This window comes from Streptomyces sp. 3214.6 (genome assembly GCF_900129855.1).
GTDB lineage: Bacteria > Actinomycetota > Actinomycetes > Streptomycetales > Streptomycetaceae > Streptomyces > Streptomyces soliscabiei.
The window spans coordinates 6,512,160-6,527,377 of sequence record NZ_LT670819.1 but is presented as its reverse complement, the minus strand read 5'-3'; the positions used below and the strand labels follow the sequence as shown (position 1 = coordinate 6,527,377).

Below are 15,218 nucleotides of genomic sequence, written 5' to 3'. Positions count from 1 at the left end.
GGTCATCTCTTTCTGGACTCACAGCTTCTTTCCTATGTTCTGCCAGTTCATCCCTTGGATGAGCCCTACGTACTCGTCGAACGACATGCGACGCGTTGGGTAGATGGTGTGGTGACCAAGTGCGCGCGGACCTCCGACCCCTCTACCGTCGGCGATAACACCCAACCCGTCGGGAAGTGGCCCCGTAGGGGTGCGAACCTGCCCCTTCAGTCCGATACGGCTGGCGTTCTCCACCGAATCAAACGTCGAGAGCCCCTGCACATCCAGAGATTTCAGTTGCTCAGCAGTAGGCCCATTGACGAAGCCATCCGCATCCACATCGATATCTTTCCCCGGGCGAACCCTCGGCCCGCCCACCGTGTACAGAGGGCAGTTGCTGTTGTGAACGAGTACCGGAGTCTCGCCCGCCAGCACATAGTACGTGTGCAGGTCGCTGACGGTCAGGTTGTGAACGACCGACTGCTGGGTCCAGCGTTGGACTGCGGTGATTTGGACGAGCGTGCCGGCCGACGTGCGGAGCCACTCACCCGGCTGGAGGTCCGTTGCGCCAATCCACTCGCGCAGTTCAGGGACCCAGAAGGGGTGGCCGTCAGTCGCGGTGACGGAGGCGGTCTTGGTGCCCTTGGCCCCGTCGGTGTCGATGGTGACCTTGACCAGGTGCTTCGTACCCGTGCCCTTGATCTTCGCCGTGACCGTCTGGAACTCGGTCTTGCCCGTTTCCGGGTCGGTCGCGACCACGCGGTCGCCGATGTCGATGTCCTCGATCGACTTCTGACTTCCGTCAGCCATCAGGACTTTCGTCTTCGGCACGAAGCTGTTACAGGTCGGTCCGGCTTCCAGTGCCGATTCAGCCGCCTCCTCAGCCCGCTTCGCCAGCTTGTTGGCCTTGAACCAATCCGTGACCGCATTGCCGAGCTTCTTGACCAGGCCCCAGATCCGCTTTCCGAGCGCAACTGCCTTGTCCCACTTCCAGGGCAGCCCGTACTTCTTCGCCAGCTTGCCTGCCAGGCCGCCGGCGAAGCTGCTGGCGACGTTGAAAACGGTGGCGCCGCAGGCGCCCAGGTTGCCCGTGGTGAAGCAGTCCAGGGCGTCCTTGATGCCGAGTTCTTCCATCGCGATGTCGGCGAGTTCGCCGGCGATGTCCGCTGCGCGCTGCTTGGCCTCGTTGGCGCTCGCCCTCGCCCTTGTCGCAGCGCGCGCGGCCGGCGACTCACCGGTGCAGCCGTTGCAGCCCCACTTCTTAGAGTTGAGCGGCTCAAGCGACTTGCTTGGTGTGCTGACGCCGTACTGCACACCGCCGCCGCACTCCTCCGGTGAGGCGCAGGACATCGTGCCGCTCGGGTCGCTGCCGCTGACGGGGTTGCTGTTGGCGTAGACGTACCCGTTCATCTGCTGTGGGTCGGAGTAGTCGATGATCGGGTCGACCGAGATGAACCTGCCGTTCTCCGGTTCGTACTCGCGGGCGCCGACGTTGACCAGGCCGGTTGACTCGTCGACCGTCTTGCCCAGGAAGCCCTTGTCGTTGACCCAGGTCTTGCCGTCGTTGCCGCGCTCGTTGCCGTACGGGTCCATGCGGCGGCGAGTGATCTCGCCCGTGGTCGCGTTGACCGCTATCTCGGCCGTGCCGTGCGGGTCGCCGGCCAGGAACTGAACGCCACTTGCTGTGCGCATGGCGACAGTGGCGCCGCCGAAGGTGTAGTAGCGGGTGGCGGTGACCGCCTTCGTCGTCGGGTTGAGGCTCAGTTCCATGCCGGGCAGGTACAGCGTCTTCTCGCCGCCGACGTTGCGCAGCAGGCGCTCGCCCGACGCGTCGTACACGTAGTCCGTCGACTTGGCGCCGGTGACCTTGGAGAGCTTGCCCTGCGAATTCCAGTCCAGGGTCTGGGTGTTGCCGCTCAGGACACGCGTGGTCGTGTTGCCCGCGCTGTCGTACTTGTACGTGTCCTGGGACTTGACCTGTGGGTTGCCCTGGTAGGCCGGAGTGAGCGTCTCGACCTTGGTCAGGGCGTGCGGGCCACCGTCGCCGGCTTCGCCCGTCGTGCCGTCCTGGTCGGCGTCGCCGTAGGAGTAGGTGCGGGTGACGTCCGGTGTGGCGGCCGTGCCGAAACCGTGGGCCGTCTCCTTCTTGCGGTTGCCCGTCACGTCGTCGAACTCGTACGAGCGCCAGTACGGGGCCGGGCCGCCGACGGTGGCCGCCGACGGCGTCGCGGTGCAGGCCGCGTTCGTCGTGCCCGTGCCGATCGCGCTGTCCGGCGTCGTCGTACTGGTCCACGCCTGGGTCATCCGGCGCTGGTAGTCGTACTGGAAGCACTGGGCGTCCGTCTGGCCGCCGGTGGGGTTGTCCGTGATGGAGGTGACGTTGCCGACCTGGTCGTAGGTGTAGCGGGCGTCGTAGGTGACCGCCGTGGCGCCTTCGCTGTCCACTCGGGAGCTCGTCAGCCGATTGGTGCCGCGCTCGTATCCGTAGGTGAGCCGGGTCTTCTTGGCGCCATCGGTGTTGCTGTTCAGTTCCAGTTGCTTCAACTGGCTGGTGTTGGAGTAGCTGGCCAGGTTGACGATCGGGTTGGCGTCGAGCTTAGAACCGTAGGAACTTTCGAGTGCGGTCTGGCGCTGCAGCCCGTCGTACTTGGGGAACAGACCCTCCGACAACAGCCCTCCCGCCGCCGGAATCGTCGTGGACTGGACGGTTCCGTCAGTGTTGTAGACCGTCTTGTAGTCGTAGGCGCCGCCCAGCTCCGGTTCGGCCGTCTTGGACACGGAATAGCGAATGGTCAAGGGCTGGTAGGAGGTGTCGAGCTCGGTGACCAGTCTGGCGGCGTAGACCGTGCCATTCACGTAGGTGTAGGTGCCGTAGGGCTGTCCCTTCGCCACCGCGTCGTAGCTGAAGGCGCTCAGCTGCTTGCCGGTGGTCGGCTCGCCCTCCCACGTGGCCGTGGTGCGACCGAGCTTGTCGTAGACCGTGGACGTCTTCTTGCCTCGTGAGTCCGTCGCCGACGTCAGCCGGTCCAGGACGTCGTAGGCGAAGTCGGTGTGGCCCGTGTCGGGGTCGTCGGCACTGATCTTGCGGCCACGCTTGTCGTAGCCGTAGGACCAGAGGTTTCCGCTGCCGTCCTTCACTGTCTCCAGCAGGCCGGCCTTGTTGTACGTGTACTTGGTGGAGACGTAGTCCGCCGAGGTGCCGGTGGGCAAGGGAGAGCTGCCCTTGTACTGGCGCATCTCCACCGTGTGGTCACGGCCGTCGGTGATCGCTGTGGTCGGCATCTGGCCGTTCGGCGGGTCAGTATGGACACGGTCACCGCCGTAGGCGTATGTGGTCCGCCATCTCTCGTCGCCGGCCACCGCGAAGATGTCGGCCGTCTTACGGCCCGCGCCGTCGTACTGCGTCAGGTTCTGGGTGTCCACGTCACCGTTGACCACAGCGAAGGGCGTGCCGCTGGGGGCGCCGGTCGTGTAGTAGTCGGCGTTGGTCTTCACCACACGGCCGAGACCGTCGTAGAACGTGTCCGCGATCATGCGGCCGCTGTTCGGGCCCTCCGTCTGGACCTGGATCGGACGCAGGTTCCCGTCGTAGAGCGTGTACTCGGGAATCGTGTATCCGCCGCCCACCTGAACCTTTTGTGTCGTCACGACGGACGGCGCGTTCTTACGGACGGTGTACGCGTACTTGATGCTCGGATCGGAGTTCGCCTTCGGCAGGTCCGGGAGATAGACGCTGGTGAGGCGGCCCAAGCCGTCGTAGTCGAAGTCGGTGCGCTTGAGGTTGGGGTCGGTCTGGCCTGTCGGACTGCCCCAGGCCGGGTTGTAGTCGGTAATGGTCTGCCAGCCCAGCGTGTTCGTCTCGACCTTCCTGGTGGCCAGGCCGCCTGTGTCCGTGTAGACCATCGAGGTCTCGGTGCCCGCAGCGTCCTTCACCTTCAGCGGGCGGCCGTAGGCGTCGAAGTCGGCGGGGGCGAGGTCGGTGATCGTCTCGTAGACAGGGGTGTTGTCGGCCGTCAAGGAGGCGAGGCGCTGGACCTTTGTCGTGTCGCCCTTCGTCGGGCCGGCGCCGAGGGCCTGGCCGTCGTAGAAGGTGAGGTCGTCGGAGAGTGTTTCCTTGCCGTGGTTGGCGGTGTCGGAGCAGGTGGTCGCCGTGGTGTGCACCCGGTAAGGGAACGCCAGCATGTTCTTGCCGGCGTTGTCCGCGTAATACGTGAGCGTGCACTGGTTGTCCGTGGCGTCGCCGTCGACTCCGAAATCGTCGACCTTGGTCGCCCGGCCCGTGACGGTGTCGTAGGTGTTGGTGCTCTTCGTCACCCGCCACTTGGGGCTCTGCGCGGTGTAGCCCTCCAGCGCCGTGTAGCTGTTGGTGTCCTTCGGGCGCAGGTACCAGGACTCGGTCGTGCCCCAGTCCTGCTTGCGGAAGCCGGTGCGCTGGGTCCAGGGGGTGCTGATGCTCTTGGAGACGATCGCGTCCGCGCTGAAGGAGCCGTTGTAGGTAGTCGTCTCCAGCTCGAAGCCGGAGAGGTAGTCCGCGTCCGTGTATGTGGTGCCGGCCGAGTCCTTCAGCGTCTCGGTGCGCGTGCCGCCCGCCGACGTCGTGTCACCGTTGAGGCCGCGGAAGAAGGTGTGCTCAGTACGGGTGTTGTTCGCCGCGGCGACGCCCCCTTGCGAGCCCGTCACGCGTACCTTGGCGTAGCCCCGCCAGTCACCCCACGTCAGGTACTTCGACTCGGTGATGCCGTCCGCGCGGGACTTCCGCCAGCCGGCGTCGCCGATGTAGTCGTACGACGTGGCCATGTCTGGGGTGCCGCCGACCAGGTCGGTCTGGGTGACCGTGCTGACGACGTACTTGTGGAACCAGTCGGTGATCGGCTCCTCGACGCCCGGCGGGTTCCACTTCACCGGGTAACAGCGTTTGGTGGACTCGCCCGGCTTCGGCAACGAGGAGGCCGAGCAGTCGGCGGGTGCGTAGACGACGCTGAGCTGGCCGCCCGACTCGTTGAGCACGCCGGACAGGCGGAACCGGTTCATCGCCTGGATGTTGTCGCCCGCGATGTCGATGCGGTTCGGCAACTGTCTGCCGTACAGCTCGATGGACGGCATCGACGTCGCCGTGCCGACCCGGCCCTCATGGTCGATGTTGTTCAGCCACAGGGACTTCGAGCCGTCGCCGTTGTCGGTGAAGACGTGGGTCAGCTTCCAGCGGTCCACGTCGGAGTAGCTGGAACCGGACCGGATCTGCGTCGTGACGGACGACAGCTTCTTGCGCGTCCAGAAGGTCGGGGAGTTCTTGCCCTCACACTTCGTGTTGACCGCGCAGTTCTGGTCCCACGGGACGTCGGGCCAGCGGGTGGCCGTGGCGTCTGTCAGGTCGCCGGGCTCGCAGTCGGCGGCGGCATTGAGGCAGCGCTCGTCCGTCGTGAAGACCACGCGGGCCGGGGCCGCGGTCGTGTACGCCTGACCGTCGCGCTGTCCGTAGTCCGCGCGAGCGAGGTAGCCGCCTCGGACGTACGGCTTGCCGTTCTCCGTGTACTTCAGGTTCTGCGAGTAGTAGTTGATCTCCTTGCCGTAGTAGAAGGACATCACGTTTCCGCGGGGGTCCTTCACGTAGGAAAGGTTCCAGCGCCAGGCCTGGCTGCAGTACGAGGCCTCGAACGTGGAGGCGTGGCAGGGCTCGTCCGTGTCGTCGCCGTAGACGGGGACGGTCCAGGTGGAGTTGGTCGTCGGGTCGGGGTCCACCGTTCCCGTGGTCGCGGGGTCGTCGGCACGCCAGCCCGGGAGGCGGTCCAGGCCGAAGTAGTACTCGGTGCCGTCCGTGGTCGTCAGGCGCCAGTACTCGCCGTCGTTGTCGCCGTTGGTGGCGCCGGGAAGCTTCTCGATCTTCGAGTTGTCGTCGTTGGAGAGCCGCCACTTGCCGCTGGCGTCATCCTTGACGATCTCGCCGGAGGTGCCGCCGGCCAGGGTGACCGTGGCGTTGTAGAACGCCCAGCACAGGTCGCCGTTGGCCTTGGCCTGCCCGTCCTGGGAGCACGGCTTGTAGCGGCGCTCGATGTAGCCGGGCTCGTAGCCGAAGCCCTGGCCGACCCAGGAGCCCTGGGAGTTGGTGGCCGCCGTCTGACCGTCGACGGACTGCGAGGTGTAGCCGAGGCTGACCGAAGGGGCGAGTCCGCCCGGGACCGGCGGAGTCCGCATCGGGTACGACCAGTTGAAGGCGCCGGAGGAGTTGGAGACGCTCCACTCCGAGGAGGGCTGGAGCGAGGTGGCTCCGTAGTTGCCCTGGTCGCCGGAGCTGCCTGCGGTGGCGGCGAGGAGCGTGACGGCGGTGCCGGCGGACGCCGTCTTCAGGGTCTGGGTGGTGACGCCGGTCTGGTCGGGAGCCGCGTCCACCGTGGTCGTCAGGGTCTGGTCCGCTGCGGAGTTGGCGCTCTTCAGCTCACGCGGAGTGGAGCATTCCGCCTTCTGGGGAGTCGTGAGGAGGCACTCCGGGTACTGCACGAAGCGGAGACGGGAGCCGTAGCTGCCTCCGTACGCTTCGGCGAAGCTGGAGTAGTCGAGTTGGACCTTGGCCTTGCCTGCCGTGTCCACTCCGTCGGTGCGGGCTACCTTCAGGAGCACGCCGTCCACGCCTGCGGCGAGCGCCTTCTTGTGGTCGACGACCTCTACGGCCAGCTCGTCCGGCCCCGAGGTGGTGGGGGTGGCTGCCTTCAGGGGGAGGCCCTTGACCTGTACGAGCTTGGTGGAGACCGCCGTCTCGGCGCGGCCCGGGTTCGGCCAGGTCACCTTCGCAGGGTTGGTGACCACGGCGGAATTGACCGGGTTCTTCTTCGGCTTCTTGGCCTTCGCGTCGGTGCCGCGGGCTGGGCCTCGGTCCTGCTGCAGTTCAGGCAGGTCACGGTCTTTTGCCCCGGCTTGGGGCGCGTACTGCGGCAACAGGCCGATCGCGACCGTCAGGCCGAGGACGGCCGCCGCCCGGCGTCGCACTGTGTGGTTCCAGAGCGCCGGACGGGATCTCCACCACGCAGGCGTGGACATGGTTGCTCCCATGAAGAACGGAATGGACAAGGCGTGGAGGCCGTGGTGACGGAGCGGTTGACCCGCCACCACGGCTGCGGTCCTGCTAGGAGGTGGTGTCGGCTTCAGCGACGAATCGCGCGGCCTGGCCTTGATCGACGACGCCTTGATAAGCGCTGACTTCGTCAAGTGCACCGGAGAAGTTCTCACTGCCCGTGGTGCCGCCGACCAGCGATCGGCCCACCTGGATACTCACGCTGGAGAAATCCCAAGAGTTCGGCCATAGGGTCTGAACACCACTCAGCTTTCCGTTGACGTAGAGCCTCACTTCGCCGAAGACGGCGTCGTAAGCCAGCGTCAGATGGTCGCCGGAGTTCTCCGTGTTCGGTGGCGGCTGATCTCTGGGTAGAGAAGCACTCACCGTCGTGGCGTCGTTTGCGTCCCGGTCGGTCACCGCCAACTGCCAGCGCTCCGCTGCCTTCGAGTACCTGACCACCGCCGCCTGCCCCCGTGTCCCAGCCAGCGAGAACACCGTCTGGTCCTTCCCCGGCACCGGCGAGGCCAGCCGTGCCCGTGCCGCGACGGCGAAGCTGCCCCGCGCGGCGAACAGCCCCGGGCCGCGCTGGGCGAAGCCGCTCGTGCCGTCGAGTTGAAGGTGTCCGTCGCCCTTCATCGGCTGGGCCGGAACCGCCGAGCAGATCGGATCGAGCTCGTCGCATGCGTTGTCCGTCACGCGGTATATGGACGCGCCGCCGGACAGCGCCAGCCCTTCCGTGCCACCCGTCTCCGGGGACACGCCGTTCGTCGCTTCATCGAGCGGCCAGTAGGCAAGCTGCTTCGGTGGCGAATCGCTCACTTCCGCCAGTTCCGATTCGGACAACAGCCGGTCGTACACCTGGACCGACGACAGCGATCCCTTGAGATGCCCCGTGTAGCCCGACAGCGTCAGCGAACGTCCCATCTGCAGTCCGCCCGTGGCGTTCCAGGACGTACGGCGCTGCACAGGTGCCGCGGCGGCCTTTCCGCCCTTGTAGAGGCGCATCGTGTGCTGATCCGCGTCGTAGACGGCGACCAGGTGGACCCAGAGGCCGGCGACCGCCTTCGTGTCGTCCAGCACGCGCCATCCGCCGGGCGAGTCGATGCCGGAGGCGGGGAAGCGGAACTCCCACTTCTGGGAGACGCCGTCGTAGCCGAGCATGAAGCCGGGCTCCGCCGTGCCGTCCTGGCTGACCAGTGTCATGTCGCGGGTGGGCAGTTCGGGCAGGTAGGCCCAGGTCGCGACCGAGAAGGACTTGGCCGTGTCCACCACCGGGTTCGTCGTGGACAGGTGAGCGCCCTGCGATCCGTCGAAGGAGGCTGCGATCTTCTCCTTCCTGTCGCCGAGGTTCGTCGCTCCGAAGGTGACCCCGGAGCCCTTGGCGGCCGAGGGGTCGCCCGCTCTTCCCGCCGCGGCGGTCGCGGTGGCCTGGTCGTCCAGCCTCCACGCGGCCCGCGGTGCTCGTCCGTTGGCGACGATGAAGAGGTAGCCGCCCGGGCTCTGCCCCGACCGGCCCGCCGCATCGACAGCCGTGACCGTCAGGGTGTGCGGACCGGACCTGGGCGGCGCCCAGCGCAGCGTCCCCGGCCGCCCCGTGCCCGACTGGGCGGGCACCGAGCCGCTCGTGCCGTCCTCGAACTCGTAGCGGTAGGACACGACATCGGTCGAGGCCGTCGTGAAGGTGAAAGTCCCATAGTCGCCGACACCCGCGTGCGCGACGTCGTCGTCCGGATACTCCGCCGATGTCACCGTCGGAGCCGCCGGCGTCGTCTTGTCGATGACGAACTCACACGCCTTCGGCGGCGGACCGCTCCACGGGCCCCAGCCATAGCCGTCCCCGCCCCGCACCTGCCAGGCGTAGACGACGTTCTCCTGGAGGGAGAAGGTCTGGGGGGCGCTGTATGTCCCCGTCAGCCCCGCCCTCGCGGAGAACTTCGCCATCCCTGTCTGGCTGTCCGCCGGATCCGAGTACGAGGTCTTGGGAGCGACGCGGAACGGCTCCGCCACCTGCGTCCACTTACCCGTCGCCGCGTCGAGCTTCGACAGGACGAACTGGGCGCTCAGCGTCTCGGCCAGCCCGGGCACGTCGTTGTGGTCGTAGTCCCTGATGATTGCTGTCATCGTCGGCGCGCTGTCCACATACGGACGCCCCGCCCCGTTCACGCACTTACCGCCGGGCGAGATGCTCATCTCGGCCTTGGACGGCTGCGGGGGAAGGCGGTTGTACTTGACCTCCAGCTGGCCGTTTCCGCAGAACCGGTTCCAGTAGGCGTAGCTCGACTCGTCCGAGGCCGCCAGCCGGAACGTCGTCGTCGCCCAGCCGTTGTCCGCGGCCATCTGCGCCGCGGAGGCCACGTTGAAGCGGAGGTTCTGGTTCGTCGCGGTGCAGGATCCAGCGCGGGCCGTTGTGGAGGCGGACGTGATCGTCTGCTTGGCCGAGGGCTGGTTGTCCCAGTTCGTCGCGGCGCCGATGGCCGCGCCTCCCGTGCTGTTGACGCGCGACAGGACCACTGGGCGCGCCGTGTCGTTGTAGGCGTTCGCGAGCGTGATCGCGAACTCGGCCTGGAGGATGTCCTTGCCGGCGAGCGTTCCGGTCGGGATCGCGTAGAACTGGCGCTTCAGATCGTCAACGGTCTGACTCGCGCACAGCGCGGAGACGGTACGGGGGCAGCGGCCGACCCCCTCGTGGTCCGCGAACTTCCAGAACTCCGCCTGGTTGTTGAACGACGAGACCATCGTCCAACCGGAGCGGGTGTAGGTCTTGGTCACCGGGTCGATGTAGAGCGGGTACGTCGCCGACTTCAGCAGCTTCCGGTCCGGGGTGAGGACCATCGCGCCACCGCGGAGGCCCAGCTTCACCGGAGACACACGCGAGCCCTCCCCGGGGCCCTCGGTGAGGTCCTCGCCGCGACCGCGTGCCGGGTCGGACTTCCCGCCAGCCGAGCTCAGACCGCGCTGAGTGCCCGAGGCCCCCGATGCCCCCGCCGAGTCCCACATCTGGGGCTGCGCCGCCTCGAACACCGGGCCGTCCGACCCCTCGTCCATGGCGACGAGCCCTCCCTCGGCCTGGGCCTGAAGGGTCACGCCCCGGGTGGTGACGGGCAGGCTGATCTCGGCCATGCGTGGGTCCGCCGCCGCCTCCGCGGTCTTGACCACGAGGAGGTGCGAGAAGCCGTCCACGTCGGCGGTGACGGTCAGGTCCACACCGGGGAGCACGTCGGCGAAGGTGGCCGTGCTGCCCTCCACCTTGGGCTTGGGGAGCGCGTTTGGCCCCGGCCAGCTCAGCGACATCCGCTTGCCGGCCCGGTCCAGTGTCGCGAACGGGCCGTCGCCCCCGTTCGAGATCGCCATGTCGGCGGTCGACGCCTTCGGGGTCCAGGCCCCACCGGGCTGCTGGACGAGGGTGGTGTCGAGCTCCGCCCACTTGCCGCTCTTGAACACCCGCACGGGCTGGACGTACTCCCGGAGCGTGAAGGTGCCGTCGGGGTTGGCCAGCGTCTCGCTGCGCTCCGTGCGCAGGTTGACGGCCTCCACCTGTTTGCCGGACGCGGCGGCCTCCGTCTGGGCCGCTTCTTCGGACAGTGCCTTGCCGTCGCCGGCCGTCTCACCCGACTCGCTCGCCGAGGTGGCGGCGACCGCTTCCTTCGGCGTCGTCGGCCCGTTCGCGGGCACGCCTACCAGTCCTGCCGTGAGCACGGCCCCCGCCGTCACGGTCACGACCGCCCCACGCGCCAGACTTCGGCGCCGCCGCTTGAGAGCGAACACCCCTGAACTCCCCACCCTTGGTCTCATCTGCTCTTCCCCGTCCCCGTCCCCGCCGTCTCAGCGGACCGTCGCGCCGAAGGCTCCCGCCCCGGCCGGGATCCCGCCCTCACCGGGCTTCCAGGTCTGGCTGGGGGCACCCCCCGAAGCCACGGTCCACGCGTAGCCGTAGACGGCCCTGCCTGCCGCCGGCCCGTACGGCAGGCCGACGTACAGCAGCGAGCCGGTGGCGCCGACGCTCATGCCCGCGAACTGCCTGGGCGCCGCGGCGGCCGGAATGCCGCTTCCCGGCTGCAGCCAGCTGTCCGAGGTCCCTGCGGCGCCCAGCATCGGGAAGATCTGCACGCCTCCCGCGTCCTGAGCGGCGGCGGCCGTCTCCTCGCCCGGGACGCCGACCGCCACCCGCATGGTCGTCGCCGTGCCGACCACGCCCTGGTTGGTGTTGGCGGCGGCGACGCGCTGGCCGAAGTAGTCGCTCTCCTCGGCCGTTTCGTCGACGTCGGCGGTGTCCTGGGTGATCCACTGCGTCTCGGTCACGGTCCCCGCCTCCGCGATCTGGAGCAGCTGCACCCCTCCGGCATCGATCTTCGTGCCGACGTCCTCGTTCGGCACGCCGACCGCCACCAGCGAGTCCGTGGTCGCGGTGGCTCCCGAAGGCCGGTAGGGAGCGATGGCCACGGAGATACCGAAACCGTCGCCGGTCTCGGCCGTTGGGTCCTTGTCTCCGGTGGCGTCCTGCCCGATACCGAAGAGCGGCTGCGGGATGTTGTCGGCGTTGAGAGAGGGCTTGAACGCGACGACGGCACCCGCCTGGTCGGCTGCGTCGATCGCCGCCCCCGGGGCGCCGACCACGAAGTGGCGGCCGGTCGCGGCCACCGCCCACCCGAACCGGTTGCCGGCCGCGGCGTCGTGCCAGACGTCGGGACTGTTCTGGTGGAACGACGTCACAGCCGGAGTAACCCCTGCCACATACGCCGCGAGCCCCATGTCCGTGAGCCCCGAGCTGTCCTCCCCCGGGACCCCGATGACGAGGAAGGGCACGCCCGTCGCCGACACGCCGCCCGCGACCGAGTAGCCGACCCAGTCCTCGGCCTCGTAGACGTCGGCCATGTTGCCGTCGGCACCCTGGCGGAAGCCGAGCGAGCCCGTGGTCCCCTGGCCGAGGCCCGCTGTCGAGCCGTAGATGAGCTGCACGAGGCCGGCGTCCTGGACCGAGCCGACGTCCTCGTACGGCATCCCGACGGCGATGTCACTGCAGCCGTCGAGGTTGGCGTCGTACACGGCGAGCGAGAAGCCGAACTGGTCGCCCGCCTCGGCGACGTCGGAGACGTTCGGGGTGTCCTGCGTGAGCGTGGTCACGCCCTTGCCGCCGCCGAGCACGATCTGGATCGCGCCCGCGGCCTCCTGGCCCGACACCGTGGCCTGAGGGTCCGCTATCGCCGTGTCGCGTACGCCGTCGCCGTTGAAGTCTGAGTCCACTCCGCCGGTGCATCCCGCCGCGTAGGCGGAAGTCGACGGACCGATTCCGCATGCACCTGACATGAGAAATGCCGCCGATATGACACATGCGGCTCTACGTCGCCAACCGGCCCCCCGACCAGTCCCCCCGTCAGCCCTCAAGCCCATCCCCGCCCCGGACACCAAAAGTCACCGCCCCCGAACAGTCAGTTAAACGACCTCGATCCTTTACCGACCTTTGATTTCGCACCATGCGCATATATCCGGCACCGACACATTCGACAGATCACATTTCCATCACAGAACACCCTCACCTCTCGCCGAACATCCCGCAACGCACCGTTATGCCCCAACTCCCCCTCTCACGCCTTCGGTTGGACTTCTCTTGACCCACACGGAAACCCACAGGTTTCACATACGATCCACATCACGGCCAATCAAGATCATCTGTCGATCACCGCTGATCAACACCCTTGGGGGGGACCAGAGTTATGGCTGGAAAGAGGCGTGCCGAATACGGCCGGAGACGGTTCATACGACTGGCCGGCGGCACCGCCGCGGGGGCGGCGGCCGTGGGGGGCGGGGCCGTCACCGCGATGGCCACCGGTGTCTTCGAGTCGCCCACGCCGACCGACCCGTTCGCCAACATGCCGCGGTCGATCGCGCTGAGCCTGCCGTCCGGCACAGGCGGGGAGACGATCCCCGTGCCGCCGCTGCCGGACCCGTTGGAGGGCGGCAGCGTCAGCGCACCGAGCTCCGGCACGCGCATCCCGTACACGGGTGGCACGCCGACCGAGACCGACGTTCCGACCACTCTGCCGTTCGAGTTCAAGAAGGCCGGTTACCAGATCGTCCCGGATCTGCCGGAGGCCCTGCGGCCGTGGCGCAACCGGCCCACGACCTGGGCGAACGCGAACCTCTCCTCGGGTACCTACCACCTCAACGCCGACGGCGTGTACATGAAGTACACGGAGAGCGGGAAGTCCTACGACCACCCCGTGGGGCAGATCCAGTTCGGCCTCGGCTGCCTCACCAGCTACCGCGTCGAGAACGACCCGACCCGCAAGGCCGTGTTCCTCCAGCGCGCCAAGGCCCAGGCCGACCGGCTGATCGCCAAGCGCGTCGAGACCCGCGGCGCCTGGTACTTCCCGTACCCGTTCGACTTCACCCACGCCGAGCACAGCGGTGTCGTCTACAAGGCGCCCTGGTACTCCGGCATGGCCCAGGGCGAGTCGATCAGCCTCTTCGCCCAGCTCGCGGCGTTGGAGGACGGGCTCAGCGCGGACGACCGGGCCCGGTACAAGGCGGCCGCCGACGGCGCCTTCGCCTCGCTGCTGCGCGCCGACAACGCCAACCCGTGGGTGGTGAACAAGGACAAGGGGGGCTACCTCTGGATCCAGGAGTACCCGTTCAAGACGGCCGGCACGGGCGACTACACGTACAACGGCATGATCTTCGCCATGTTCGGCATCTGGGACTACTTCCGGCTGACCGGCAACGAGCTCGCCGCCCAGCTGTACGACGGCGCCTGCACGACGATCGCCCGGTACTTCACGCTGCTGCGCAACCCGCGCTGGTTCTCGTACTACTGCCAGACGCACCGGATCCCGGCGCACACGTATCACCACCACCACATCGCGCTGTGGCAGCAGCTGCACTGGCACACCAACAGCACGGTCTTCGCGCACCAGTTGGACATGCTGATCGAGGACATCCCACCGGGCGTGAAGTCGGGCTCGGCGATCGCCATCGCGGCCGGCACGCACACCCTGTACAAGCTGAACACCGACGCGGACGGCAGCTGGGACAAGTCCCGCGCCGACAAGATCCTCAGCTCGAAGAAGGTCGTCTTCGCCCGGGCCACCCAGGCGCCGATCGACGTGCGCCGGCGCATCCAGGGCGCGGGCGTCTGGTACCGGATCAGCGCCGGAGCGTACAAGGGCTACTGGGTCGGCGAGTCCTACCCGAAGGTGTTCCTGCGCGGTGAGCACATCACCGTCACCTACCGGGTGCCGCGCACGCTCACGATCGCCGCGAACGCCTCCGTCGAGGCGATCGACTACGGCACCAACAACGTCGCCGGCACGCTCAAGACGCTGAAGTACCCCGAGGCACACACCCTCCAGTTCGACCGCAGGGCGGTCGTCAACGGGCGGCCTATGGTGCGGATCACCTCGGAGGAGCTCGCCGGGTACTGGATTCCGGCCACCCAGGTCACCACCGACGGACACTGACCGGACGCCGACCGGGCACCGACCACACACCGCTCGGCAGGCAGGGGCCGTCCGCGTCACGCGGGCGGCCCCTCCCCGTATGCTCGCCAGGCGTAGCCAGACACCGGAAGGCGGAGAAGTGAATTACAGGGTCCAGCCCAGCGCTCAGGTCGACGCGAGTGCCGAGATCGGCGACGGGAGCAGTGTGTGGGACCTCGCGCAGATCCGGGAGGGCGCGCGGCTCGGTGCGGGCTGTGTGGTCGGGCGTGGGGCGTACGTCGGGTCCGGTGTGCGGATGGGCGACAACTGCAAGCTGCAGAACTACGCGCTCGTCTACGAGCCCGCCGAGCTCGGTGACGGCGTCTTCATCGGCCCCGCCGTGGTCCTCACCAACGACCACAACCCGCGCTCCGTGGATCCCGAGGGCAAGCAGAAGCGTGGAGGTGACTGGGAGGCCGTCGGCGTGAAGATCGCCGACGGGGCGTCCATCGGGGCGCGCTCGGTGTGTGTCGCGCCGATCACCATCGGTCGCTGGGCGATGGTCGCCGCGGGTGCCGTCGTCACCAAGGACGTGCCGGACTTCGCGCTGGTCGTGGGTGTTCCGGCGCGCCGGGTCGGGTGGGTCGGGCACGCCGGTGTGCGGCTGGTCGAACGGGACGGCGAGCCAGGGGTGTGGGAGTGCCCGCAGACCGGTTCCCTGTACGAGGAGAAGGACGGGGCTCTCGTCGAGCGCGCCCATTAGGGCCGTCTCGACAGGC

5 protein-coding genes are annotated in these 15,218 nt (G+C 67.9%); 2 read left to right on the top strand and 3 right to left on the bottom strand.

Annotation, left to right across the window (positions count from 1 at the left end; genetic code table 11):
• Positions 1-18: 18 nt before the first annotated feature.
• The 3 genes from B5557_RS29465 to B5557_RS29455 all read right to left on the bottom strand — a co-directional run bounded on the left by B5557_RS29465 (position 19) and on the right by B5557_RS29455 (position 12,268).
• Positions 19-7,011: a polymorphic toxin-type HINT domain-containing protein gene (locus B5557_RS29465; protein WP_159424446.1), complete on the bottom strand. Its 6,993-nt coding sequence runs from the start codon at positions 7,009-7,011 to the stop codon at positions 19-21.
• An 85-nt stretch (positions 7,012-7,096) separates the two neighbouring features.
• Positions 7,097-10,699 carry a LamG-like jellyroll fold domain-containing protein gene (locus tag B5557_RS29460; protein ID WP_079662296.1) on the bottom strand — a complete coding sequence of 1,201 codons (3,603 nt, stop codon included), beginning with the start codon at positions 10,697-10,699 and terminating at the stop codon, positions 7,097-7,099.
• A gap of 150 nt (positions 10,700-10,849) precedes the next feature.
• The gene (locus tag B5557_RS29455) at positions 10,850-12,268 is read right to left on the bottom strand and encodes an esterase (protein WP_107472646.1); all 1,419 of its coding nucleotides are present in this window, start codon (positions 12,266-12,268) and stop codon (positions 10,850-10,852) included.
• A 470-nt stretch (positions 12,269-12,738) separates the two neighbouring features.
• Between B5557_RS29455 and B5557_RS29450 the strand changes: the two genes are divergently transcribed.
• On the top strand, positions 12,739-14,481 hold the full coding sequence (locus tag B5557_RS29450) for a D-glucuronyl C5-epimerase family protein (protein ID WP_079662295.1): 1,743 nt from the start codon (positions 12,739-12,741) through the stop codon (positions 14,479-14,481).
• A 118-nt stretch (positions 14,482-14,599) separates the two neighbouring features.
• Positions 14,600-15,202, top strand: a complete 603-nt coding sequence (locus B5557_RS29445; protein WP_079662294.1) for an acyltransferase — start codon at positions 14,600-14,602, stop codon at positions 15,200-15,202.
• Positions 15,203-15,218: the final 16 nt, after the last annotated feature.